We start from the raw sequence: 22,757 nt of genomic DNA on the forward strand, positions 1-22,757 counted from the left end.
CGTTGTCACCTTCTAGTCATGCTGACGATATAAATGAAGGCGTGGAATAACCAGTTCTAATTTCTGCGCCTTCGGCCGATGCTTCAGATTAATATTCCCGGCATCGTAATCCGGCAAATCCCCCAAAACAGGAACAGGGGTTTGTGCGTTTTCATCAATGAGCACGACCAACGGCATAGCGCACGCGTGCTGTACCTGCTTTTGAATTTCCTGGTACCACACTCTGGCGATCGGCTGAACTTTTACCGGGCGCTTTATCTTAAGCCGGACATCTTCCGGCAGGCGCATGATGTCATCTAATTCCCGACTGACTAAATCTGCCCATTGCTCGCGAGAGTAGGGGGGAACGGCCCGTCCGGCGCTCAGGCTTTTTTGCAGTAGCTCCACGACCTGCGTGCGGGTCAGGTTCTTTATAATATTTTTGTTCGCCCAACCGAAGCGCACCGTAGTGGGGTTATGCAATACCGTGATGGTGCGGTAAGCGCTTAGCGTCAGTAAGCCTTTAAGATGGCGATGCACGAACTCGAAACGTTGCTCCGGCGGCAGGCCTGCGTCAACGGTGATGATTTTTTCCAGCTTCTGTTTGAGTAAATTGACCTCGCCAATAGCGCTCCGGGCGGCTCGTATCTGACGGGAGGTGGCAGAAAAGCACAGCGCACCAGGCAGGCGTACGGCGGCTTTACTGCTGATGTGCTGAGCATGGTGATGAAGAAACAACCGGCGGAAGTGGTGTAGCCCGGCATCAAACGCGTCTGGGCCGCTTACGGGGATAACGCTGATGTGGGTTATTTCATCATGTTCGGTCCCTTTTTCCGTCTCCGGCAGCATAAAGACGCTGGCTGACAGGGGCGTCAACGATCTTAAAAGTTCATCGATTAGCACAAGCCCTTGCTCAAGTTCGGTAAAGCAGGCGTTCATTTCTCCCGCTATATCACCTCTGCTCATGATAATTTTCTTTTCCCTATAGGCTATTTTAGTTACAACATACATTTGGCTTTTTTTAAAAACAACCCTCTGTAACCTCCGAGCTCTATTCCCTATTTCATCAGCTACAAATGTTTTAAGGGGGAGTACAATACTTTGCAGATTCTCAAGAAAGGCCGCACACGCGGCCCCAAGAAATCAGATAAGCTTCGCTTCCGGCAACCGTTTAAGCCGTTGCGCAAGCCATAATGCCAGCACCAACATCAACGCCAGAAATACCACGATCCCCGGCCAGCCATATCTGTACCAGAATACGCCGCCGAGCGTACCGGCTACGCTGGAACCCACATAATAACAGAACAGATAGAGTGACGATGCCTGGCCTTTAGCCCGGCGGGCGCGCCGGCCGATCCAACTGCTGGCAACGGAGTGAGCCGCGAAGAAGCCCGTTGTAAACAGCATCATACCAATGAAAACTGCCGTGAGTGGGGTAAGCGCGGTAATCAGCAAGCCGCACAGCATAATCAGGATTGAAACGCTGAGCACCGGGCCACGACCATATTTGCCGGTCAAGGAGCCGGCCTTGGGTGAGCTGTAAGAACCCGTCAGGTAAACAACAGACAACACACCTACGATCGCCTGGCTGAGAAAGTAGGGTTGAGACAGCAAGCGGTAGCCGATGTAGTTAAACAGGGTAACGAAGCTCCCCATCAGCAGGAAACCTTCGGCAAACAGCAACGGCAAACCGCGGTCGTGCCAGTGCAGCCTGAAGTTGATCAACAGCGTGCGTGGCCGCAGGGGGATCGCGCGGAAATGGCGCGAGGCCGGCAGAATCCGCCAGAACATGAAGGCGGCGGCAAGTGCGATCAGGCCGATAACGCCCAGCGTAATGCGCCAGCTGAAAAAATCGGTCAGGACACCGCTGACCAGGCGTCCGCTCATTCCGCCAATTGAGTTGCCGCTGATGTACAGCCCCATTGAAAACGCCACGAAGCTGGGATGGATTTCTTCACTGAGGTACGTCATGGCAACGGCGGCCACGCCGCTCAGAGAAAGCCCAATCAGCGCACGCATCAGCAGAATACCGTTCCAGCTGTTCATAAATGCGCAAATCAGCGTACAACAGGCGGCCAGCAAAAGCGCCACGACCATCACCGGTTTCCGCCCGATGGCGTCTGAAAGCGGCCCGGTAAACATGAGTCCCACGGCCAGCAGTCCGGTAGAAACTGAAAGCGAAAGGCTGCTGGAAGCCGGAGAGACCCCGAAGTCATGCGACAACACCGGCAGAATCGGCTGAACGCAATAGAGCAGGGCGAAGGTCGCCAATCCGGCGGAAAAAAGCGCCAGCGTGACGCGGATAAATGCCGGGCTGCCACGTTCAATGAAAGGTAATTTGTTTAACTGCGAGCGCCTGATCGGCACCGGAGAGGCGGCTGGAAGGGGTTCCTCCGCCACAATGACCGGGGACGGCTGTTGAGCCGAAGGTGAATCCACAACTACATCCTTACCGAAAATCGGACATGAAATATCGTGAGTCAGGCCAAAAAATGAGAGCGGCGTGACTGAAATTATCATAAGAAGCGGGAATATTATTGTCTAATATATTAAAGGTGCTCGTATAAGATCATAAAGATATCATTCAAGTTATCGGAACATGAGGGAAGGCCGCGAATGCGTATTGAAATCAGGCACCTGAAATATTTTATCGCCGTTGCGGAAGAGCGTCACTTTGGCAGGGCGGCTGAGCGCCTGAACATTTCTCAGCCTCCGCTCAGCCAGCAAATCATGGCGCTGGAAAATGAGGTCGGCGCCAGGTTATTGGCCCGCACTAACCGTAGCGTTCATCTGACGCAGGCCGGAGAGTTGTTTCTGAAAGAGTGCTACCGGATCATCGAGTATTTAAACCTGGCGGCGGAAAGAGCAGCGCGGGTGCACAGCGGTGAACTGGGAGAACTGACCATCGGTTTCACGTCATCTGCGCCGTTTATTACGCTGATTGCCAATAGCCTGCGCGCGTTTCGGCAGAGCTACCCTCAGGTTCATTTGCAGATGCGTGAAATCAATACCAAACAACAGATCGATCCTTTGCTGGACGGAAAGCTCGATCTGGGCATTATGCGCAATACGTCGCTGCCGGAAACCCTGGAACACCGTGTACTGCTGCGTGAACCGTTGGTCGCCATCGTTCCTCAGGATCACCCGCTGGCGGCGGCGGGAAATACCCGCGTGACGTTTCGGGATCTGGCCCGTCAACCCTTCGTCTTTTTCGCCCGCGAAGTTGGCACCGCATTGCACGACGAAATTCTCGCCTTGTTGAAAACTGCGGATATCACGCCAGAAATTACGCAGGAAGTCGGGGAGGCCATGACCATCGTCGGATTGGTTTCCGCCGGATTGGGGATCTCCATTTTGCCGGCATCGTTTGCCCGTGTGCGGATCGACGGCGTTCGTTATCTTTCGTTGGATGAAGAAAATGCCTTCACCGAAGTGTGGCTGGTGCACCATCGCAAACGTCCTGTTTCACCGCAGGCCGCAGCGTTAATTTCGTTACTCTCCTGACAAACAGGAATCCGGGAGCGGAGTACACGTTCTGTTCGCTTACTGCCTGAAAAATCTACGTAACTGTAAGCAACGTACAAAATGATTTGTGCGCCAAATCACATAACTAATCAAATACTTGACGCTGTTGCGCAAAAGTCTCACCATACCCGTTAATATTTATTTTGAAGCGCGAAAAATAGCAGGGGTTCAGCAATCGTGGATGGGCAGCCGGGGCATATTGATCAGATTAAGCAGATAAATGCGGGGGCTGTGTATCGCCTCATTGATCAATGCGGGCCAATATCGCGCATCGAGCTTTCCAAACGGGCGCAGTTAGCGCCTGCCAGCATCACTAAAATCGTACGTGAACTGCTGGAAGCCCATTTGGTGCAGGAAACGGAATACCAGGAAGTCGGCAGCCGCGGCCGGCCGGCGGTGGGGCTGATTCTGGATACTGCCGCCTGGCATTTTCTTTGCGCCCGAATCGGGCGTGGTTCCATTACGCTCACCTTGCGCGATCTCAGCACCAACGTGGTGGCTGAAGATACGGTGGATCTGCCGGCGCAGTCCGAGCTTCCGTTTCTGCAGCGCGTCATCTATGAAATTGACCAGTTTTTTAACCGGCACCAGCAGAAGCTCGAGCGTCTAACAGCTATCGCGATCACCATGCCGGGCATCATCCATTCCTCCTCGGGCGTCGTGCACCGTATGCCTTTCTATGCCGACGTCCGGGATGTCCCACTGGGGCCAGCGCTGAGTGAGCACACCGGGCTTCCGGTGTTTTTGCAGCATGACGTCTGCGCGTGGACGATGGCGGAATCGCTGTTCGGCGCGTCGAAAGACAGCCAGAACGTTATTCAGATTGTGATAGACCATAACGTAGGCGCAGGGGTGATCACGGACGGGCACCTGCTCAATACCCGTCGCCACAGCGTGGTGGAGATCGGCCACACTCAGGTCGATCCGTACGGCAAGCTTTGCTACTGCGGCAACCATGGCTGCCTGGAGACCGTTGCGGGCCTGGATAATATTCTGACGCTGGCGCAGCAGCGCCTCCCGCTTTCTCCCCAGTCTTTACTTCATCATCAGCCGCTGACGGTGGAGAATTTATGCGCGGCGGCAAACATGGGCGACCGGCTGGCCCGCGACATAATTAACGGCGTGGGTTATAACGTCGGACGTATTGTGGCGATCATGGTCAATTTATTCAATCCGGATAAAATCCTTATCGGTTCGCCGCTCAATCAGTCCTGTGATATTTTACATCCGACTATTCAGACCTGTATTCAACAGCAGTCTTTGCATGATTACAGCAAAGACTTAGTCGTTGAGTCCACCCATTTTCATAATCACGGCACAATGCCCGCCGCCGCATTGGTAAAAGATGCGCTTTATAATGGTGCGCTATTGGTTCAGTTATTGCAGGGCTGATTACCCATTGATTTACATAGCGTTTATTAATTGATTAATTAACCATTATTGATTACTCCGAAAGGGCTGGATAATCAATGATCTTCCTTAAAGACAAAAGATTGAGCTAACGCAAACTGCCGGACTACCTCATAGCCTAGAATTATTTTGATTAAGTTCATAACGCCAGTACCTTATTTTGCGGTCGTTTAATTCCGGCCGCGGAAGTAATTCCGGAGTATTTGTTTCATGTTTAAACGTGTTTTTGTTACCGGCACAGATACCGAAGTTGGAAAGACAGTGGTGTCCCGTGCATTATTACAATCTATCCAGGCCCTGGGTGAAACCGCGGTGGGGTACAAGCCCATTGCCGTTGACAGTGAAGAAACCCCGCAGGGCTTGCGTAACAAAGATGCGTTGACGTTGCAGGCTTCATCCTCTTTGGCGTTGAACTACGATGAAGTTAATCCCATCACGCTAAAAGAAGAAATTGCCAATGCGCATACCGGCGGCGTACCAGATTACGGGCACATCAGCAGCGGTCTGCGTCATCTGGAGCAAAAAGCGGCGCATATCGTGGTGGAAGGAACGGGCGGCTGGCGCGTATTGATGCACGACCTGCGTCCTTTCTCCGAGTGGGTGGTGCAGGAGCAGTTGCCGGTGATATTGGTGGTTGGCATCAAGCTGGGCTGTATCAGCCACGCAATCCTGACTGCTCAGGCGATTGCCAACGACGGTCTGCCGTTGCTCGGTTGGGTTGCCAACCGCATCAACCCCGGCCTGGCCCATTACGCAGAAACAATCGATGCGCTGCGGCAAAAGATCCCGGCGCCCCTGCTGGGTGAAATTCCCTATCTGTTCCGCCCGGAACAGCGCGATTTGGCGCAATATCTCGACATCACGCCGCTCATGCAGAAATAAGCCTACCTTTGCTGATAAACCGATCCTGCGCGCAGCCAGCGCGACAGGGTGGTGGCCAGCACGCAGGATAACAACAGCCCCGGCAACAACGTGTATTCTCCCGTCATTTCGCACACCATCAGCGCAGACATGATCGGCGCATGCGTGGTGGCCGCCAACAGGGTAGACATGCCGGTTAGCGCCATCAGCAACGGGGTATGCTCCCCCAGGTACGGCCATTGCGACAGCACCTGACCGAGCAAAGAGCCCAGCGCCGCGCCGATAAACAGCGTTGGAGTAAAAACCCCGCCCGGCGCGCCCGATCCGCTGCTGGCGAGAATAGCCAGCAATTTGCAGATCAAAATAGCCAGAATCAGCAACGCGGCCGGAGGCGCGCTTATCAGGGATTGCACCACGCTGTAACCATTTCCCCATACCTGGGGAAATAACAGCGAGAGCGCGCCGACAACCGCACCGCCCAGCGCCAGCTGCAGCGGCGGGGAGAGCCGTAAATGACGGAACCCCTGGCTGCTGAACCGCAGCAGCGCTAAGAAAACCGGCCCGCAAACACCGGCGACAATACCCAACAGCGCCATCAGCAGATACTGCACTGGAAACGGCGGGCTCAGCGGCAGGGCTTCATACAATGGCGACTGCCCGCCGTGCAGCAAGTTCGTCATCAGCAGGGCGCTGACGGCGGCGATCACCACCGGCCCCAAAGACGCCAGCATCAGGGTGCCGAACAGGATTTCGGCGATAAACAAGCTGCCGGCCAACGGCGCATGATACGCACTGGCCATACCCGCCGCCGCGCCGCAGGCAACCCAGATCCGCCACTCTTTCTCCGGCGTAAACATTCGGGCGAAAACAGAGGCAAACAGGGCGGCCAGCAGCACCATTGCGCCTTCCCGGCCGATCGCACTGCCGCTGGCAACAACAATCAACGACGCCAGGCTTTTTATCAGGCTGGCCTGCACATCAAGCCGCCCGTCGCCGGCGTCAATCGCCTCCATATAGTCCGTTGGCGCGGCAGGGCGCTGATGCTGATATTTCTGGAATAACCACAACACAGTGCCTGCAACCAGCCCGCCTAACGCGGGCGTCAGGAAACGCCGCCAGGGAGGAAGGTTCACGGCGGCCTGCACCAGGCTGCCTTCCCGGCTATCCAGAAGCAGCCACTCCAGCAAAATCATCGACTGATGGAACAACCACACTACCGTTGCCGCCGCAATGCCGAGTACAATGGCAATCAACAACCGGCGCAGCATCAGCCGGTAATTTTTGAGATGAATAACGCGTTTTATACGGGGCGAGGTCATGCGCGGGCGCCGGAAAAAGGTGATGACGTTAGTTTACTGTTTCCGTGGCATAAAACAAAAATACAAAAAGAAAGCGCCGCCCGGAGGCGGCGCTGAATTAGCGGGTAAAACGAAACTACCGTGATTACTGCTTAATCGGGTACGGCGTGTAAACACCGTTCAGGCTGTTCAGGAAGGCGACGATATCATCGACGTCTTTCTGCGGCAGCGAGGTGCCAACCTGGTACTTCAGCATCTTCTTAACGGCTTCGTCCAGCGTAGCGACGTCGCCACGGTGATAGTACGGTGCGGTCAGAGCGACGTTACGCAGGGTAGGTACTTTCTGGCGCAGGCGGTCACGCTCTTCCTTGGTCACGTTGAAACGGCCGGTATCGGCATCGGTAATTTCACCGAACTCGTAATCCGTTTTCAGCCCCAGCGGTTCGTATGAACGACCGCCCATGATTTTACCGGAGTGGCAGGTTGCGCACTTGTTGTCTTTAAACAGCTGATAACCACGGACCTGTTGCGCCGTCAGCGCCTCTTTTTCACCGCGCAGGTAGCGGTCGAACGGGCTGTCCGGCGTGATCAGCGTCTTCTCGAACTCTGCGATGGCGTCCGTGATGGTGTCGCCGGTAAAGCCTTGCGGATAAACGGCGGTGAAATCCTGCTTCAGCACCGGATCCTGATCCAGTTTGGCGATGATTTCATCCCAGGACTTAGACGCCATTTCAATCGGGTTCAGCGGCGGGCCACCGGCCTGTGCCTGCAGGTCAGGCGCACGGCCGTCCCAGAACTGCTCTACGTTGAACACGGAGTTAAACACGGTAGGCGCGTTGATCGGTCCAACCTGACCGCCGACGCCAACTGACGTCTTAAGTCCGTCCACGCCGCCCGCGCCCAACTGGTGGCAATGCGCGCACGAAATGCTGTTGTCGCCGGACAGACGCGGATCGTGATACAGGCGGAAGCCCAGTGCAACCTTCTCCGCGTTAACGGGCAGGGTGCGGGGCAACGGCTGAATCGGCTCGTTGCGCATATCACCACTGACATCCGCCGCCGCGTAGTATGCTTCACGCTGGGATTTCACCCAGTTCAGCATCACTGCAGTGTCTTCTTTACTCATACTGCCTGACCAGTGCACCGCGTTGAAGCGGGTAGGCGGCATGGTTTCATGCTGCATAACCCACTCAATCTTCGCCAGATCGCTTTCCGGCGCCGGTTTACCGTTAATCAGGCTTTCACGTACGGGCGTCAGGTTAAAAGATTTATAGCCAAGATTGACGTCATACTCCATCAATTGCTTAGCGATCGGGAGGTTTGCATAGAACGGCAACCCGGCAGACGGCGTATGACAATAGTCACATCCGTGCTGACTCAATGTTTCCAGTACCTTCAGATCTTGCGCTGAGGCCGGCTTGGTCGTCGGCATGGTCGTTCTTTGGTGGTCAAAATAATATGCATATCCTGCCAGCCCCAGATACCCCACGACTCCCACTGTAACCACTGCTCCCAGTAGTTTCGTTATTTTTGTCATTAAAAAACTCCTTTTCAGAGCGTAAAAAACAGATATTAAAAAGTTCCGGGAAATATCTGCATAAAAACCATTTTCACGGCAGGCTAATCATGCGGGGGAATGTATAATGACTTATTGATAACAGTCAATTTATTTGGCAGGACAGACCTATCGTTCAAATAGCCTGTACCTATTAAGAGTAAATCTGAGAGAAAATGCAGTAAAAACAAACGCGCTGGCGATCACAAAAAAGCAATTTTCCGTTTATGCCCCAGGCATCGATCGCGGCTTACGATACAATGATTCATTAAACACCAAATAAAGAGAAAAAGCATCTGCTCTTTCATTTCATCCGAGAATGCGGTGCCGGTTAGTACAATTTCAATACATGCGTCACCGCAAAAGGTAATATAAAAGAGTGCCTCAATGATGCGCCTGAAATAATTTGGCGTGATCTCCGTTCACGATATATCCGATAAAGAAAGCAGGTATTTTCCCGACATAAGGATTTATATCATGGAATATCCTTATCGTCGGCAGCGTATTATATGGTACGTTTATGGTTGTTTGGTAACCCTCATCTGAAATCAGGGAGAGGTGAATGATTAAAACACCTCCACGCCGCGGCGTGGTTTTATTCGCTTGTATGCTGGCGACGTTCATGGCGGCCATCGAAGTGACCATCGTCTCCACCGCCATGCCAACCATTATTGCCGACCTGGGCGGTTTCTCCCTGTTGGGATGGGTATTCGCCGCTTATCTGCTGACGCAGGCAATAACGATTCCGATTTACGGACGGCTGACCGATCTGTACGGACGCAAGCGTATGTTTTACACCGGCACCCTGATTTTCCTGCTGGGGTCGGTACTCTGCGGATTTGCACCGGATATGCTGTGGCTGATCCTGTTCCGGGCTTTGCAGGGTATCGGCGGCGGAGCGATTACGCCGATTGCATTTACGCTGATCGCCGATGTCTATTCGCCCTCGGAACGCCCGCGTATGCAGGGCTATCTCTCCAGCGTATGGGGCGTGTCTGCGATCGTTGGCCCGTTGATGGGGGCATTTATCGTCTCTCACTTTCACTGGGCGCTGGTCTTTTGGGTTAACGTGCCCATTGGGTTCGCCGCGATGTTTTTGCTGTGGCGTTACTTCCCGGAAAACGTCGAATCCCGCAGTCACGCACTGGATCTTGCCGGGGCAGGATGGTTGAGCGTCGCGGTGGCGTCATTGCTGCTGGCGCTGCTGCAATCCGACATTCTGGGGTGGTGGGTGATTCCTTTACTGGCTTTGGCCTTGGGCAGCGCCTTGATGCTCCGTCGTCAGGAGCGAAGAACGCCGGAGCCGTTATTCCCCCTGTCGTTATGGCAAAGCAGGATTATCGTGGCCGGAAATATCGGCGGATTATCCATCGGCGCGGCCATGATGGGTATCGCGGCGTTTCTTCCCACGTTTGTGCAGGGCGTGATGGGGCGAACGCCGCTGGAAGCGGGCGTCACGCTGGCGATGATGTCGATTGGCTGGCCAATAGCCAGCACGCTCAGCGGGCGGGTTATGATGCTCACGTCCTATCGCACCACCGCGTTGTTCGGCTGCTTATTACTGATGGCGGGAAGCCTGATTCTGCTGCTGCAACAGCCCGGAAACAGTTTAGCGTGGGGAAGGGCGGCGGCCTTGTTGGTCGGTGCCGGTATGGGAATGACAAACACCACGTTCCTGGTCTCCGTGCAAAATGAAGCGCCGCCGGAAATGCGCGGCATCGCCACGGCCTCAACGCTGTTCACCCGGATTCTTGGCTCAGCGTTGGGTACCGCCATTCTGGGCGCCACGCTGAACATCAACCTTCATCTGCGTTTACCGCAGGAAAAGGACCCGGTACAGGCGTTAATGTCGCTCGTCAGCCGTACCGATATGGCGCCTGAACGACTCTCTCTGCTAACCGAACAGGTGGCAATTTCCATGCATTGGGTGTTTATGGCGGCGGCAGCGATATCCGTATTAACCGTTTTTGCGACCTGGCTGCTGCCGGCGCGGCATAAACCGATAGACGGCGCAGGGAAACCTGCGTGCTGTGATGAGCAATAACAGTGTACGCGAAGGCGAGTCCGGGGATTGAAAGTATAAAAAGGCGCTCAGGAGGATCTTTTGGGCCGTCAGGGAAAAGGGAAATATCCTGCGCCAGGCCCGTTTCTTAATCAGGCATCATGGCAGGCGGCTAAGGGCGGGCTGAGGGCGCCGTAGATGATCGTAATGTCCTGAGAAGTAAGTCATACAAACTATCGACAGCAGAAGAACCTTTAGAGTTACGGCTTCTGTACAGTGCGACTTCCATCGGTTCAAGGGGCCCCAAAAAATGCTCACTGCCAAGAACCTGCAAATGAGGCGGCACGCTGCACTGGGTCAGAACGGCCACGGCCAGCCCACTCTCCACGGCTGTAATCTGTCCCGACAGGCTGGAGCTGTTGTAGACGACTTTATATCGCCTTCCCTGTAACGCTAATGCATTTATCGCACTCCGTTTAGCCAGGCTTGTACTTTCGTATACCGCTATGGGTAATGGGTCGCGCCTCCAGACCTCAAATTGTGGGGAACCTACCCACACCATGGGTTCATAGAATAATAATGTCCCCTGACTGGGATGCTCCCGGGAGACCAGTGCAAGGTCCAAATCGCCACTTTCAACGCGGGGGAGCAATGACGTTGACTGCTCGCAACTCAGTTCAATCTCGACTGAACCAAAGTTAGGCGCAAATTTTTTCAGCGCAGGGGTGAGGTATTTTGCCGCATAGTCATCAGGAACCCCCAGACGGATACGCCCTGTTAACTCCTTACCATGAAAGGCAGCCTGGGTTTCAGTATGAAGATCGAGCATCCTGCGGGCATACCCCAGCAGTTTTTGTCCTTCTGCGGTGAGCTGATTTTGCCGGGGCCCACGTAGCAACAATTGGCAGCCTAGCGCAGACTCAAGCTTTTTGAGCTGCATGCTGACCGCAGACTGTGAGCGATGAACTTCCGGGGCGGCTGCCGAAAGTGAACCCGCATCCACTACCGCGACAAAACATTTGAGCCAGTCTATCTGGATATCCTGGTAATGCACGCCGGCTCCTGATATTCGATTATCAAATAGTAGCCTTCATTATTATGCGTTTTTATTGTTTTTACAACACAGGCATAGTGGCTGTCAGTTTACTATTTTGGAAGATCACGATGTCGCAGATAACGGATAACGCGCCCAATTTATCCCAACTGAATCATTCGCTGATATGGTCTGGTTTTCGTCAGCTGATACCGGTTTCAATATTTGTCGCTGTTTTTGGTGCCGCCTTTGGTCTTGCCGCATCACAGAAAGGGCTGGGCCAGTTGCCGGCGACAATGATGAGTATGCTGGTTTTTGCCGGTTATGCGCAATTCGCCGCGTTAGACCTTTGGGCAGATCAGGTTCCCTTATTCACTCTTATAGCCACCGTTTTTGCCATTAATGCCAGGCATTTATTAATGGGAGCCACCTTGTATCCGTGGTTGCGCTCTTTATCGCCCGCTAAACGCTATGGGATCATGATGGTTGTATCCGATGCTAACTGGGCCATGTCCATTCAGGCATTCAGCCGGGGAAGGCCGGGCCTGGGTTTACTCTTTGGCGGCGGTCTGGCGTTATGGCTTTTTTGGATCACCGGTACCATGGCAGGGCTCTATTTTGGCAGCGTAGTCCGGGATCCCAAAAGCTATGGGCTTGATATGGTGATGGGGTGTTTCCTCCTTTCAATGGTGTTTGAAGGTGAAAGAAGCCTGAGGATGCCTATTATCTGGACCGTAGCTGCCGGCGCATCGCTGATGGCCTATAAATGGTTGCCAGAAAATAGCCACGTGATCGCCGGGGCACTTGCCGGGGGCATTGCTGGAATTATCATGAGAGAGGAAAAATGAATATTGATACTGCGGGAACAGGGCTTCTGGCTATTATTATTGTTATGGCGCTGGTCACCCTCATCACCCGGTGGGGCGGTGTCTATGTTATGTCCTTTGTTCCGTTTAACAACCGAATAAAAGCGTTTATTCAGGGCATGTCAGGCTCCGTTCTTGTGGCAATTTTAGCCCCCGTTGCACTCACCGGCGACAAAGGCGCCCAGATGGCATTGCTGACCACCACTATTCTGATGCTGGTTTTTAAAAGGCCCTTGATTGCCATTACGTTTGGGATTGTCGTCGCAGCGCTGGTCAGGTTGTGTAACTAACCCCCACCAGGCCAAGAAAGAAGGGATGTCACCGATATGAAAAGGGCCACAAAATGTGGCCCTTTCGCTTATTGCTGCGCGGTATCGTCTGACGAATCCGGGTTATCGGACGCCGGCGACACGTCATCACCGTTAAGATGGCGGTGATAAATGATCTTCTGCGTGTCATTACCACAGTGCCCGACAACCAGGCCGCCAGCTTGCTCGACCTGATCGTTCGGAACGATATCCAGCGTAAAACCTGATTCAGGAACGCCATTATTGATAATTTTCTGGGCAATGTCCGCCTTAATGGCTTCACAGGTTGCACTTTGTGCCAGAGGGGCGACGAAGAGCATCACCAGAGAAACCCAAAGCGTTTTTTTCATCTTTCCATCCTTATCAAATTGTTCGTTCTCAATAGAACAGGGGATTACGGATTGAGCGGACGTCCCGTACTGCGATCCAGACAACGACGGGTATTCGGTTCCCAATACGCATTCAGGTTGAGGCTCTTGTCGCAGCTCTCTTCACTGTCAATCGCATTGTCGATCTTGTCGAACTGCTTCTCGGCGCGACGGTTTACTTTTTGACGCAGGTTGCGCGTATCGTCCCATTGCTCTTTATTCTCACGGGCAGCTTCTTTGGTCATGGAGTTTTCCTGACCGCCTTCCGATCCGAACACGCAGGTACTGCCGGATGAGCAGGTCGCAGCCATGGCCGAAACCTGCCAGCCGCCGGTAAGAAGTACGGCTGCCAACGGCATCCAGCGCATTGCTGTAGAAAGAGATGTTAATTTCACGATATTGGCCCTCAAATGTCCCGATTCCTTTTCGATAATCGCTATCCATTGTTCCCCCGCAGGCTAACCGGGATTAGCACGGGTTTTACGCACTATACCACTGAGGGCAGTATTCAGGTAGACGTCAACCGGGGCTATTTAGCCCCGGTTAAGTAAAGTAATGTTAAGAGTGACGTTGTCACTTAAGAGCATTAGCCGCGATATACGGAAAGTGCCGAAAAAGATTGGGAAACCGGCATCATCTCCATCGTGTTGATATTCACGTGAGCCGGCAGGGTAGCGACCCAGTAAACGGCTTCGGCAATATCGTCTGCCGTCAATGCATTCGCGTTTTCGTAAGTTTTTGACACTTTGGCGTCATCGCCTTTAAAGCGGACGTTGGAAAATTCCGTACCACCAACCAGGCCAGGTTCAATATCCGTAACACGTATGTGCGTGCCGTGCAGATCGGCTCTCAATCCCAGGCTGAACTGCTTAACGAAGGCTTTGGTGGCGCCATAAACGTTGCCGCCGGCATAAGGCCAGTTTGCCGCGGTGGAACCGATGTTGATCACATGGCCGACATTACGCTCCACCATGTCCGGCAAAACCGCGCGCGTCATGTTGACCAGCCCTTTGGCATTGGTGTCAATCATGGTGTCCCAGTCATCGATATTGGCTTTGTGAGCAGGTTCAAGGCCCAATGCCAACCCGGCATTATTGACCAGCACGTCGATGTGACGTTTCTCGGCCGGCAATCCGTCCAGCGCGACCTGAATCGCAGCGCGGTTGCAGACATCGAGCTGGATGATGGTTACCGCATCGCCCAACTCATCTTTCAGTTGCTCCAGTCGTTCCAGACGACGCCCGGTGGCGATAACCTGATGACCGTGTTTGACGAACTTACGCGCGATGGCGGCACCGAACCCGGCGGTTGCCCCGGTTACAAAAACATTCATTTGTTATTTCCTCAGAGCGTGTGATGTTGATCCTGAAGAGGAAGCCATATACCGGCTTCTGTTGGCATCAGTAGTTGTATCACATAAAGTGGCTCATAAACAGTTTTGGGAAATCAATGTGTTACCGGTTTTTTATGGATAGGGGGCTTACGGCGGGGAATATTCAGCTTTGGCAGGTAAAAAAATGCCGCACAACGACATGATAAACGGGTGCGGCACAGGGGTCACATTACACGTTGATTTCCGTGGAATTTACAACCTGCTCCAGCCCGCGAATCAGCGACGGCAAATCGGTCAGATTGAGCGTAACGGATTTACTGAGTTCATTACTCATGGTCGGGCAGGGATCGCATTTAATGGTAACTTTTTGATTAGCCTGATCATACTGAAGCGTTACTTCATCCCTGTGCGGCGTAACGGTAATTTTCATTATTACTGCTCCTTTTTAATAACGAGGTCGTCTATGTAAAGGCAGTCTAAGCGAAGTGAATTCACTCGTGGAATACGGTAAACACTTATTTAGAAACAAGAAAACCTAGGCCGATGCGGGGCGGATGCATGGTTTTATGGGAAGAATCTTATTTTGTAACGCATTGAAAATAAAAATCAATTATTGCGTTTGTCCGGGGTTTGTATCATATAAGTAAGAAACCCAATTCCGTTGCCGGAGGAAACCATGTCACACCGCCAGAATCATGAAAATAACGTCGACCGCCAGTTTGGGGAACAGGCTGCTGCGTACTTGAGCAGCCACGTCCATGCCCGCGGGGTCGACCTGGAAAAATTGCAGGTTCTGCTGGCGGGGAAATCTCACGCACAGGTTCTGGATTTGGGCTGCGGTGCCGGGCACGTCAGCTTTACCGTCGCACCGGAAGTGGCGCAGGTGACGGCGTATGACCTGTCGGCATCAATGCTGGCCGTGGTGGCGCAGTCCGCCGCTGAGCGTAAGCTGGATAATATCACGACCCGTCAGGGGCAGGCTGAGCGTCTGCCGTTTGGCGAGGCGACGTTTGATTACGTAATCAGCCGTTACTCCGCACATCACTGGCAGGATGTCGGTCAAGGCATGCGCGAGATCGGAAGGGTGCTGAAACCCGGAGGGCGGGTGGTGATTATTGATGTCTGTTCACCGGGGCATCCGTTGTTAGATACCTACCTGCAAACGGTTGAAATGCTGCGTGATACTTCTCACGTCCGGGATTATTCCTCGGCGGAATGGCTGCAATTGGCCAGCGACGCAAAATTGCGCATTACCGGGCTGGAACACGACCGCCTTCACCTGGAATTCAGCAGTTGGGTAGCGCGTATGCGCACGCCGGAGGCCCTGGCAACGGCGATCCGTCAGTTACAAAACGCCATGCCACGCGAGGTTCATCACCATTTTGAAATTCTGCCGGACGGTTCTTTCACTACAGACACGTTATTTTTATGTTTGCTTAAGCCAGAGTCTTGAGCGAAAGCAAATTGTGCGTACTCATCGTGATATACCGTTGAAAACCCATTCATTGCCGGCTGTCTCTCCGGTTTTTATCTATGCAGGAAAGTTATGATGATCATCAATAAAGATACCCAACTATGCATGTCCCTGGCCGGCAGGCCGGGCAACTTCGGCACTCGCTTTCATAACTATCTGTATCAGGAACTGGGGCTGAACTATATCTACAAAGCGTTTACCACCAATGACTTACAGGCTGCCATCGGCGGCGTGCGGGCGCTGGGCATCCGCGGATGCGCGGTTTCTATGCCGTTCAAAGAAGCATGCATTCCTTTTCTGGATAAGTTGGATCCGTCCGCCGCAGCAATTGAGTCGGTGAATACCATCGTAAACAGTGACGGCCACCTTAAAGCCTACAACACCGATTACATTGCAATTGAGCGTTTGCTGGCTAAATATCACATCGACAACACCCTTCATTTTGCCTTACGCGGCAGCGGCGGCATGGCAAAAGCCGTACTTGGCGCGCTGCACGGCGCCGGCTTTAAAAACGGGGCTGTTATTGCCCGTAACGAAACTGCCGGCCGTCATCTGGCAGATCTTTATGGTTATCAGTGGCTGCCGGACGAAAAGGGCGCCGATGCCCGGATGATTATCAACGTAACGCCGGTAGGCATGAGCGGTGGTCCGGAAGAGCATCAGTTGTCCTTCAGCGAAGAAATGGTGAAGCGGGCAGATATCGTTTTTGATGTTGTTGCACTGCCGGCTGAAACACCGCTGATCACGCTGGGACGTCGGTTGAACAAGCAGACTGTTTCCGGCGCGGAAGTTATCGCCATTCAGGCGCTGGAGCAGTTTGTGCTTTATACCGGCGTCAGGCCTGATGAAGCGCTGATTGAACGAGCAGCGGCTTTTGCCCGGGGATGAAAGTCCTCAGCGGTTAAAAGAAGTGACCAGGTCACGCGATCAGCAATACCGATAGTGAAGTCTCAGGTGCAGGTATGGCGGTTATTGCTGAAGGGATTCTGCGAGAAAGGCTCGGTTGAATAGCCGGTTTCAATCTGCTCGATCTATGGCAAGGCGCGATCCTGAAGCGTCAGATGAGTAGCACTGAATGACGTGGCGTGATACCGGGCATCTCCGCAGCTTGACCAGGACGTAAGTTGCGAACGATTACATATGAGGCTCAGTGACCAAAAACCTTTAAAATCCGCTTACTTTTACCTTGGTTCGCATAATGTATATTATGTTAAATTGAATATCGACAACCATTACTACGTGCCGTACTGATGCTCTGCCAGAAATCAATGAGTTGGGAACGTTGAGAGATACTCCCCTTTTTCTGCATTAGGTCTGACATCCACTGATGTGTAATGTGCGGTATTTATCCTGTCCCAGTTGGACAACTGAATAAAGTGATGACACTGCAGTCCGTTTAACCTGACACAGAATTCTGAACGCACGCTTTGTGAATCCCCCGTGAATAGAATCAGGCAGTCTGCGCTCATGCAGACTGCCTGATTCCGTTTTAATGTCAACCCACGGTTAACTCGTCGACTACCTCCGCTACGCTTTTAACGCTGCGAATGTTTCCTATTCCCGTGCCAAGTGAGATGTAGCCTTCATCTGTATTTCCTTCAAGCATGCCGATACGCAAGCCACGTAATCCGCCCATTACTTTGCCCAGTTCTTCATTGCTTGCACCCGCTTTATCCATCGACACCAGCTTCTCTGCCAGCTTGCCTGGAAGTGAACGATAGTAATCAGGCAAGGTCCGGAAAAGTAGTAAATCAAGTCCGTTGGCATCAATGATTTTCTTTTTAACCGACGCCGGCACACGGCTTTCTTCCGTACCAATGAAAACCGAACCGGCAAACACGCCCTCAGCACCAAGTGCATGTGCTGCTTTCGCGGTGCGGTTGTCGGTAATGCCGCCTGCCGCCATTACCGGAATGTTTTCCACGGAATCAGCAATCAATGGCACGATCGAAAAGGTTCCCAGCGCAGTTCCTGGTAAAGTGCCCCCCTCGTCAAAACCTGTTGCGACGATAATATCGGCGCCTGCCTCTTCCGCGAGGCGGGTATTTTCAGGCGTCGGGTTGATATCACGGTAGATGATTGCAATACCGGCCTCCTTTAATTCCTTAAAGAGGTCCGGTATGACGGCACCTTCACCGTAGCCGGTATAAACCACAGCCCTGACGCCCTCTTCCTTGATGACCTGAAGGATCGGTGGCGTCCAGATATCGTTTTCAGGGGTGGGAATAAGGTTTACCCCGAATGGTTTTTCCGTCAGCCGTTTGGTTTTACGAATTTCTTCACGCATCTTCTCGGCCGTTTCTTCCGGTGTTGAAACCGCGGTTTCCGCCGTTAAGCCCGCGTTGGGTCCGAGCACGCCCAGGCCGCCAGCGTTACTCACGGCGGCAACCAGCCGCGCATCGGTGAGCCACGATAAGGGCCCTTGAATAACAGGCTTTTCGATCCCCAATATTTGACAGATACGGTTGTTTTTCATGCTTTGATCTCCTTCAAAAGCGTTGTTCAGCGCCCACCTGTTCCGGCGGCGTGATATGAAAATTGCCCTGGGGAAGATCCTAAGCTTCGTTATTGTTACGAAAAAGCGCCTAATCTTTAAAACAGAATTACTAATTCAGTAATAATAATGAGGGTTTTAATGATCGTGCGCATTGTCCGCGCCAATAATTGAAAAGACTGAGTGCCTGCGGGGCTTATTTATGCTGCGGGATGAACCTGAGACTTATCAGAGCTGTGCATCCGGGCCAAAAACTTCGTACAACCAGTCAATGAATACGCGAACCTTGGGCGCCAGATACCGACGATCCGGATAAAGCAGTGAGACCGGTTTTGGCGGGGGTGGAAAATCTGTCAGGATTTCTGTCAGTTCACCGCTCGCAATAAAAGGAGCCAGAGACGGACGCAATCCGTGGAGAACCCCCAGCCCTGCCAGCCCGCACGAAAGAAATGCCTCTGAATTGTCCACCAGAATACTGGAAGGTATTTTTATTGACCTGATATTACCGTCAACGGTGAACTTCCACTCCATTATCTGCAGACTGCGGTTACTGAAGAAATTCACAGCACGATGTGACTTCATCAGCTCATCAATCGTGTGTGGCGTGCCGTACTTCGCCAGATAAGAAGGCGCAGCACAGGTCACCATGCCTGCCGACCCCAGACGCCTGGCAACGAAACTGGAGTCATCGAGCTCGCCAAGACGAATAACGCAGTCCACGCGCTCGGCAATCAAATCGATCTTGCGATCCGACGAACCAAGGACAATCTCGATATCCGGGTAACGGTTCTGAAAATCGCTGAGAGCCGGGATGATAATCGAGCGGGCAAGCATGATAGGGACATCAAGGCGCAGGCGTCCTTTCGGTGGTTGCGTGCCTGAAAACAAACGCCGGACCTCGTTCAACTCGCTCAGAAGCGACAGGCAGCGCTGGTAAAACTCTTCTCCTTCGTCAGTCATGCTGATCTGCCGGGTGGTGCGATGTAAAAGCTTAACGCCCAAATCCTGCTCGAGATTCTGAACGGCGCGGGTAACAGCAGGACGGTGCAACTCAAGCGCCTCTGCCGCGCGGGTAAAACTACCCTGCTCCACGACATTAACGTAAATCTCCATGGCTTCCAGCATATTCAGTTGCATCGGTTACCAGCCCTCTCCCATTCGTTGTTTCGAAGGGGAAGCTCCCCTTCACGGTATGACTGCCCCTCCTTATAACATTCCTTCCTGGCGGAGAATATCCCTTAACGCCATCATGGATGACACGATGCAGCGGATATACGGTTACTTATAACCGTAAGTATTTTCCCTGATGCCAGCCAGTCCGTCAGGCGGATTCATTAGTCATGCTTGTGTATGCCAGGGTCTATGACCACACAAATTGTGACAATAAAAAAAAGCCGCCGACTATGATAGTTCGGCGGATGCCAATTGGCTTAACACCAGGGAAATCTTTTAGAGCGTCTATTCTTGCAGCAAAACCCTGTTAACATAATTGATGTTAATCAATTTAAATAAGAAAAATCCTATTCTTTTGTTATCGAAAATTTACTCAACCATAAACGTCGTAAATTCGTTCGAGTTACTGATATAACTCTATATACCTGTACCTCAATTTGGTTTCACACCATTTGTTCGCTCATAACGCCATAAGTCAGAAGTATTTATACTCATCACGCAATAAACCGCCTGTTTATGCCAGTAACAACCGCCCCGCTTTGTCAATCAGCCCCTGCAACACCAGGTCATTGATTCTCTCAACCAAACCATCAGCAGTTCGATACACCACTCAGGCGTTGAAACGCATTGATCGAAAACCCCACATATTAATTCGTAAAATCATTCAGTTAGCAAGGATTTCTGGTTCATCGATTTGAGGTAATCATGTTATTAAATAACAAAATCAGGAAGCCTGATGTTAAGGCTTTAGCTATTTTGAGTTAGCCAATCATCACCGTAAACGGAGCCGTCTGATATTTCCTGAGCCTCCCTCCGCCCTCACCGTTTGGCGCCGACTCATCAAAGAACGAAAGCGCTAAATCCGCATCAATCTGCGTAGATATATAAGCGCTCAGGGGGCGGTATCCATCACGATACCCGCAGATTTCCCCACTCAAACTATCCCTTGATAACACTTTAGATAATGCGTCTATTCTTTATTAACGGACTGTACCAGCAAATCTTTGCGCCCCTGAAAGAAAAATAAAGCAACAGATTGAAATTTAAATAATTAATTTTTGTCGCTTTGCTCTGGCTCTATTGAAACAGTTAATCTACATTTTATTATCAATAGGAAAACAAATAGTTTATTTAATCGTTTTAACATAAATACACACAGCAAAAGCCGAACACCGATCTCAGGGGATTCATTATGAATGTCAAAACGCTTACGCTCGCCGCATTATGCGGCTTAAGCATCGCAGGCCAGGCTCAGGCTGCCGTGACCAGCACAGGTATCATCAACGCCACACTTCAGTTGACCAACGGTTGCCTGATCAACGGTTCACCGGCACAAAGCGGCGTCAATTTCGGCACGCTCGACTTCGGCGTCCACCCTGCAACGTTCAGCAATCTGACCGCAACGCTCAGCAGCGGAGGGGGCAGTTCGTTCGGTATCCGCTGTACCGACGGCGTCAGTTACACGGTTGAGGTTGTCAGCAGTAAAAACAGCGCCCCCACTACCGTCATCGGCACCGTAGGAACACCGCCGCGTTATCTGATCAGCACCACAGATGCCACCCAGGGCATCGCCTACAGCCTTTACAGCGACTCCGGCTTATCAACCGCTATCGATAACGGGATGCTGACCAAAACCTCCACAACCAACAATATCGATAACTACACGCTGTACGGCGGCATCAAAGGCGGCGGCAGCAGCACCGCCGTCAAGGCCGGGATATATACCGACGAAATCAACATCAGGGTCACTTACTAAAAAAATCTGTTGAACAGATGAGCGTACCGGCACCCTGTCGCCGGCGCGGAGGCATGCGTGCACTGGCTACAGCGTTATACGGTGATTCTCGGCCCGACATTCTGGCTGCTTGCTCAGCCTGCGCTTGCCGTTCCCAGCCGTTCGTTTCAGGTATCGGCAATCATCGTCCCCGGCTGCGCCATTCAGGGCGCGACCGGGGGCGTATTCGGCCAGCTGGATTTCGGCAAGTATCCGGGAACCAGCTCCGCCGCCGCGCCGGCCGGCTTTGTACAAACGGTGGGGCTCACGCTTTCCTGCACGCCGGGCGTCACGCTGAGCATGAGCATCAACGGCGGCGCCAACTACACCTCGGTGCGTAACCTGGCGCAGAGCGGGTACAGCATCCGGATTCCGTATCATCTCTATACCAGCAGCAATTACTCCGCGGCCAGTGAGATCCTGGCGGATCAGCCGGTCTCCCTGGGAAGCAGCAACAATAACATTACTTTGCCCATCTATGCGCTGGCGCAACTGAACGGTTTTAGTCATTCCGGGATCTACACCGACACCCTAACTGTCACCTTGTCCTGGTAACTACGGAGCATTATATGATCGCAACTTTTCTGCGCACGGTATCGTGCGGCATACTCGGCCTGACGCTGGCCTTTTCCCCGGACGTCCGCGCCGCCGGCAACATTCTGCTCTGGCCCATCGACCCCGTGGTGACGGCGGATAACAGCGCGACGGAACTGTGGATTGAAAACAACGGCAGCGGCCCTGTGACCATGCAGGTCCGGGTTATCGGCTGGCAGCAAATCGACGGCCGGGAAAGTTATCAGCCGCGCCAGCAGGACGTCGTCGCCAGCCCGCCCATCGTACGCATCGAAGCAGGAAAAAAGCAGCTTATCCGCCTGATTCGCCAGATCACGCCCACGCCGGGCAAAGAGCTGGCCTACCGCGTGCTGATTGACGAAATTCCGCAGGCCGGCACCGGCACCGGCGTTAAATTACAGATGCGCTATTCCGTTCCGCTTTTCGTTTACGGTGCGGGCGCGAAACCAGCGACCGCCACGCCCCCTACCGCCGGTCATGCCCTGCTTTCCTGGCGTCATACCACGCTAAACGGCCAGCCGGCAATCAAGATCGTTAACCAGGGGCAACTTCACGCCCGGTTAAGCAATGTTTCTCTCGATGGCCGCCCGTTGACGCCAGGCCTGCTGGGTTATGTCCTGGCGAATTCCAGTCAGATCTGGCCGTTGCCCTCCGCCCTGCAACACAGCCAAAATATCCAGGCCAGGATAAACAGTGACAACGCGCCCTGGCAAGCCACGGCCCAACGCTGA

Annotated in this window: 22 protein-coding genes; 11 read left to right on the forward strand and 11 right to left on the reverse strand. The window is 52.9% G+C overall.

Translation table 11 applies throughout. The annotated features are described in order from the left end of the window. Positions 1–12: 12 nt before the first annotated feature. Both tus and C8D90_RS02890 read right to left on the reverse strand, forming a co-directional pair. Positions 13–945, reverse strand: a complete 933-nt coding sequence (gene tus, locus C8D90_RS02885; RefSeq protein WP_115457248.1) for a DNA replication terminus site-binding protein — start codon at positions 943–945, stop codon at positions 13–15. A 177-nt stretch (positions 946–1,122) separates the two neighbouring features. Beyond that, positions 1,123–2,346: an MFS transporter gene (locus tag C8D90_RS02890; protein ID WP_230472950.1), complete on the reverse strand. Its 1,224-nt coding sequence runs from the start codon at positions 2,344–2,346 to the stop codon at positions 1,123–1,125. A 249-nt stretch (positions 2,347–2,595) separates the two neighbouring features. Here C8D90_RS02890 and C8D90_RS02895 point away from each other — a divergent pair, with 249 nt between their 5' ends. From C8D90_RS02895 to bioD, 3 genes are all read left to right on the forward strand, one after another. Further along, positions 2,596–3,483: a LysR family transcriptional regulator gene (locus C8D90_RS02895; protein ID WP_115456895.1), complete on the forward strand. Its 888-nt coding sequence runs from the start codon at positions 2,596–2,598 to the stop codon at positions 3,481–3,483. Positions 3,484–3,678: 195 nt separating this feature from the next. Continuing rightward, on the forward strand, positions 3,679–4,896 hold the full coding sequence (gene mlc, locus C8D90_RS02900) for a sugar metabolism global transcriptional regulator Mlc (RefSeq protein WP_230472951.1): 1,218 nt from the start codon (positions 3,679–3,681) through the stop codon (positions 4,894–4,896). Positions 4,897–5,124: 228 nt separating this feature from the next. Next, positions 5,125–5,796 carry a dethiobiotin synthase gene (bioD, locus tag C8D90_RS02905; RefSeq protein WP_115456897.1) on the forward strand — a complete coding sequence of 224 codons (672 nt, stop codon included), beginning with the start codon at positions 5,125–5,127 and terminating at the stop codon, positions 5,794–5,796. A 2-nt stretch (positions 5,797–5,798) separates the two neighbouring features. Here bioD and clcB read toward each other — a convergent pair whose 3' ends face one another. Both clcB and C8D90_RS02915 read right to left on the reverse strand, forming a co-directional pair. Further along, positions 5,799–7,079 carry a voltage-gated ClC-type chloride channel ClcB gene (clcB, locus tag C8D90_RS02910; protein ID WP_115457249.1) on the reverse strand — a complete coding sequence of 427 codons (1,281 nt, stop codon included), beginning with the start codon at positions 7,077–7,079 and terminating at the stop codon, positions 5,799–5,801. A 139-nt stretch (positions 7,080–7,218) separates the two neighbouring features. Further along, entirely contained in the window at positions 7,219–8,610 is a 1,392-nt protein-coding gene (locus C8D90_RS02915) for a cytochrome-c peroxidase (RefSeq protein WP_115456898.1), read from the reverse strand. A gap of 580 nt (positions 8,611–9,190) precedes the next feature. Between C8D90_RS02915 and C8D90_RS02920 the strand changes: the two genes are divergently transcribed. Further along, positions 9,191–10,672, forward strand: coding sequence for an MDR family MFS transporter (locus C8D90_RS02920; protein WP_230472934.1), 1,482 nt, complete (start codon positions 9,191–9,193; stop codon positions 10,670–10,672). Positions 10,673–10,802: 130 nt separating this feature from the next. Here the strand turns inward: C8D90_RS02920 and C8D90_RS02925 are convergent, their stop codons facing one another. Continuing rightward, entirely contained in the window at positions 10,803–11,684 is an 882-nt protein-coding gene (locus C8D90_RS02925; protein WP_115456899.1) for a LysR family transcriptional regulator, read from the reverse strand. Between the two features lie 110 nt (positions 11,685–11,794). On the opposite strand from C8D90_RS02925, the gene C8D90_RS02930 reads away from it, so the two are divergent. Further along, positions 11,795–12,511 carry an AzlC family ABC transporter permease gene (locus tag C8D90_RS02930; protein WP_115457251.1) on the forward strand — a complete coding sequence of 239 codons (717 nt, stop codon included), beginning with the start codon at positions 11,795–11,797 and terminating at the stop codon, positions 12,509–12,511. Further along, complete coding sequence (locus C8D90_RS02935; RefSeq protein ID WP_115456900.1) at positions 12,508–12,819, forward strand: AzlD family protein; 312 nt, start codon at positions 12,508–12,510, stop codon at positions 12,817–12,819. The genes C8D90_RS02930 and C8D90_RS02935 overlap by 4 nt, the downstream gene beginning before the upstream one ends. Before the next feature lie 68 nt (positions 12,820–12,887). Here the strand turns inward: C8D90_RS02935 and C8D90_RS02940 are convergent, their stop codons facing one another. The 4 genes from C8D90_RS02940 to C8D90_RS02955 form a co-directional block, all read right to left on the reverse strand. Continuing rightward, positions 12,888–13,187, reverse strand: coding sequence for a DUF1161 domain-containing protein (locus C8D90_RS02940; protein WP_115456901.1), 300 nt, complete (start codon positions 13,185–13,187; stop codon positions 12,888–12,890). A gap of 44 nt (positions 13,188–13,231) precedes the next feature. Then, positions 13,232–13,573: a DUF1283 family protein gene (locus C8D90_RS02945; protein WP_162844361.1), complete on the reverse strand. Its 342-nt coding sequence runs from the start codon at positions 13,571–13,573 to the stop codon at positions 13,232–13,234. Between the two features lie 218 nt (positions 13,574–13,791). Beyond that, entirely contained in the window at positions 13,792–14,538 is a 747-nt protein-coding gene (ydfG, locus tag C8D90_RS02950) for a bifunctional NADP-dependent 3-hydroxy acid dehydrogenase/3-hydroxypropionate dehydrogenase YdfG (RefSeq protein WP_115456902.1), read from the reverse strand. Positions 14,539–14,767: 229 nt separating this feature from the next. Then, the gene (locus tag C8D90_RS02955; protein WP_115456903.1) at positions 14,768–14,968 is read right to left on the reverse strand and encodes a hypothetical protein; all 201 of its coding nucleotides are present in this window, start codon (positions 14,966–14,968) and stop codon (positions 14,768–14,770) included. 246 nt (positions 14,969–15,214) lie between these two features. On the opposite strand from C8D90_RS02955, the gene C8D90_RS02960 reads away from it, so the two are divergent. Together C8D90_RS02960 and C8D90_RS02965 are read left to right on the forward strand one after the other, a co-directional pair. Next, a complete protein-coding gene (locus tag C8D90_RS02960; RefSeq protein ID WP_115456904.1) occupies positions 15,215–15,991 on the forward strand; it encodes a class I SAM-dependent methyltransferase in 777 nt (258 codons plus the stop codon). Positions 15,992–16,090: 99 nt separating this feature from the next. Further along, positions 16,091–16,900 (forward strand): shikimate 5-dehydrogenase, encoded by an 810-nt coding sequence (locus C8D90_RS02965; protein WP_196238485.1) that lies wholly within the window; start codon positions 16,091–16,093, stop codon positions 16,898–16,900. A 607-nt stretch (positions 16,901–17,507) separates the two neighbouring features. Here C8D90_RS02965 and C8D90_RS02970 read toward each other — a convergent pair. Both C8D90_RS02970 and C8D90_RS02975 read right to left on the reverse strand, forming a co-directional pair. After that, positions 17,508–18,488 (reverse strand): NAD(P)H-dependent flavin oxidoreductase, encoded by a 981-nt coding sequence (locus C8D90_RS02970; protein WP_115456906.1) that lies wholly within the window; start codon positions 18,486–18,488, stop codon positions 17,508–17,510. Positions 18,489–18,734: 246 nt separating this feature from the next. Further along, the gene (locus C8D90_RS02975) at positions 18,735–19,643 is read right to left on the reverse strand and encodes a LysR family transcriptional regulator (protein WP_115456907.1); all 909 of its coding nucleotides are present in this window, start codon (positions 19,641–19,643) and stop codon (positions 18,735–18,737) included. Positions 19,644–20,871: 1,228 nt separating this feature from the next. On the opposite strand from C8D90_RS02975, the gene C8D90_RS02980 reads away from it, so the two are divergent. From C8D90_RS02980 to C8D90_RS02990, 3 genes are all read left to right on the forward strand, one after another. Beyond that, the gene (locus tag C8D90_RS02980; protein ID WP_115456908.1) at positions 20,872–21,435 is read left to right on the forward strand and encodes a spore coat protein U domain-containing protein; all 564 of its coding nucleotides are present in this window, start codon (positions 20,872–20,874) and stop codon (positions 21,433–21,435) included. An 81-nt stretch (positions 21,436–21,516) separates the two neighbouring features. Then, complete coding sequence (locus tag C8D90_RS02985) at positions 21,517–22,008, forward strand: Csu type fimbrial protein (RefSeq protein WP_115457253.1); 492 nt, start codon at positions 21,517–21,519, stop codon at positions 22,006–22,008. Positions 22,009–22,022: 14 nt separating this feature from the next. After that, positions 22,023–22,757 (forward strand): fimbrial biogenesis chaperone, encoded by a 735-nt coding sequence (locus tag C8D90_RS02990; RefSeq protein ID WP_115456909.1) that lies wholly within the window; start codon positions 22,023–22,025, stop codon positions 22,755–22,757.

This window comes from Enterobacillus tribolii (genome assembly GCF_003363015.1).
Taxonomy (GTDB): Bacteria; Pseudomonadota; Gammaproteobacteria; order Enterobacterales; family Enterobacteriaceae; genus Enterobacillus; species Enterobacillus tribolii.

Coding starts and splice junctions, on each gene's coding strand:
- C8D90_RS02915 (WP_115456898.1), bottom strand. CDS start 8,610: ATGACAAAAATAACGAAACTACTGGGAGCAGTGGTTACAGTGGGAGTC.
- C8D90_RS02960 (WP_115456904.1), top strand. CDS start 15,215: ATGTCACACCGCCAGAATCATGAAAATAACGTCGACCGCCAGTTTGGG.
- C8D90_RS02935 (WP_115456900.1), top strand. CDS start 12,508: ATGAATATTGATACTGCGGGAACAGGGCTTCTGGCTATTATTATTGTT.
- ydfG (WP_115456902.1), bottom strand. CDS start 14,538: ATGAATGTTTTTGTAACCGGGGCAACCGCCGGGTTCGGTGCCGCCATC.
- C8D90_RS02990 (WP_115456909.1), top strand. CDS start 22,023: ATGATCGCAACTTTTCTGCGCACGGTATCGTGCGGCATACTCGGCCTG.
- C8D90_RS02930 (WP_115457251.1), top strand. CDS start 11,795: ATGTCGCAGATAACGGATAACGCGCCCAATTTATCCCAACTGAATCAT.
- C8D90_RS02940 (WP_115456901.1), bottom strand. CDS start 13,187: ATGAAAAAAACGCTTTGGGTTTCTCTGGTGATGCTCTTCGTCGCCCCT.
- C8D90_RS02980 (WP_115456908.1), top strand. CDS start 20,872: ATGAATGTCAAAACGCTTACGCTCGCCGCATTATGCGGCTTAAGCATC.
- C8D90_RS02955 (WP_115456903.1), bottom strand. CDS start 14,968: ATGAAAATTACCGTTACGCCGCACAGGGATGAAGTAACGCTTCAGTAT.
- C8D90_RS02970 (WP_115456906.1), bottom strand. CDS start 18,488: ATGAAAAACAACCGTATCTGTCAAATATTGGGGATCGAAAAGCCTGTT.
- C8D90_RS02920 (WP_230472934.1), top strand. CDS start 9,191: ATGATTAAAACACCTCCACGCCGCGGCGTGGTTTTATTCGCTTGTATG.
- C8D90_RS02895 (WP_115456895.1), top strand. CDS start 2,596: ATGCGTATTGAAATCAGGCACCTGAAATATTTTATCGCCGTTGCGGAA.
- tus (WP_115457248.1), bottom strand. CDS start 945: ATGAGCAGAGGTGATATAGCGGGAGAAATGAACGCCTGCTTTACCGAA.
- C8D90_RS02945 (WP_162844361.1), bottom strand. CDS start 13,573: ATGCGCTGGATGCCGTTGGCAGCCGTACTTCTTACCGGCGGCTGGCAG.
- C8D90_RS02975 (WP_115456907.1), bottom strand. CDS start 19,643: ATGCAACTGAATATGCTGGAAGCCATGGAGATTTACGTTAATGTCGTG.
- bioD (WP_115456897.1), top strand. CDS start 5,125: ATGTTTAAACGTGTTTTTGTTACCGGCACAGATACCGAAGTTGGAAAG.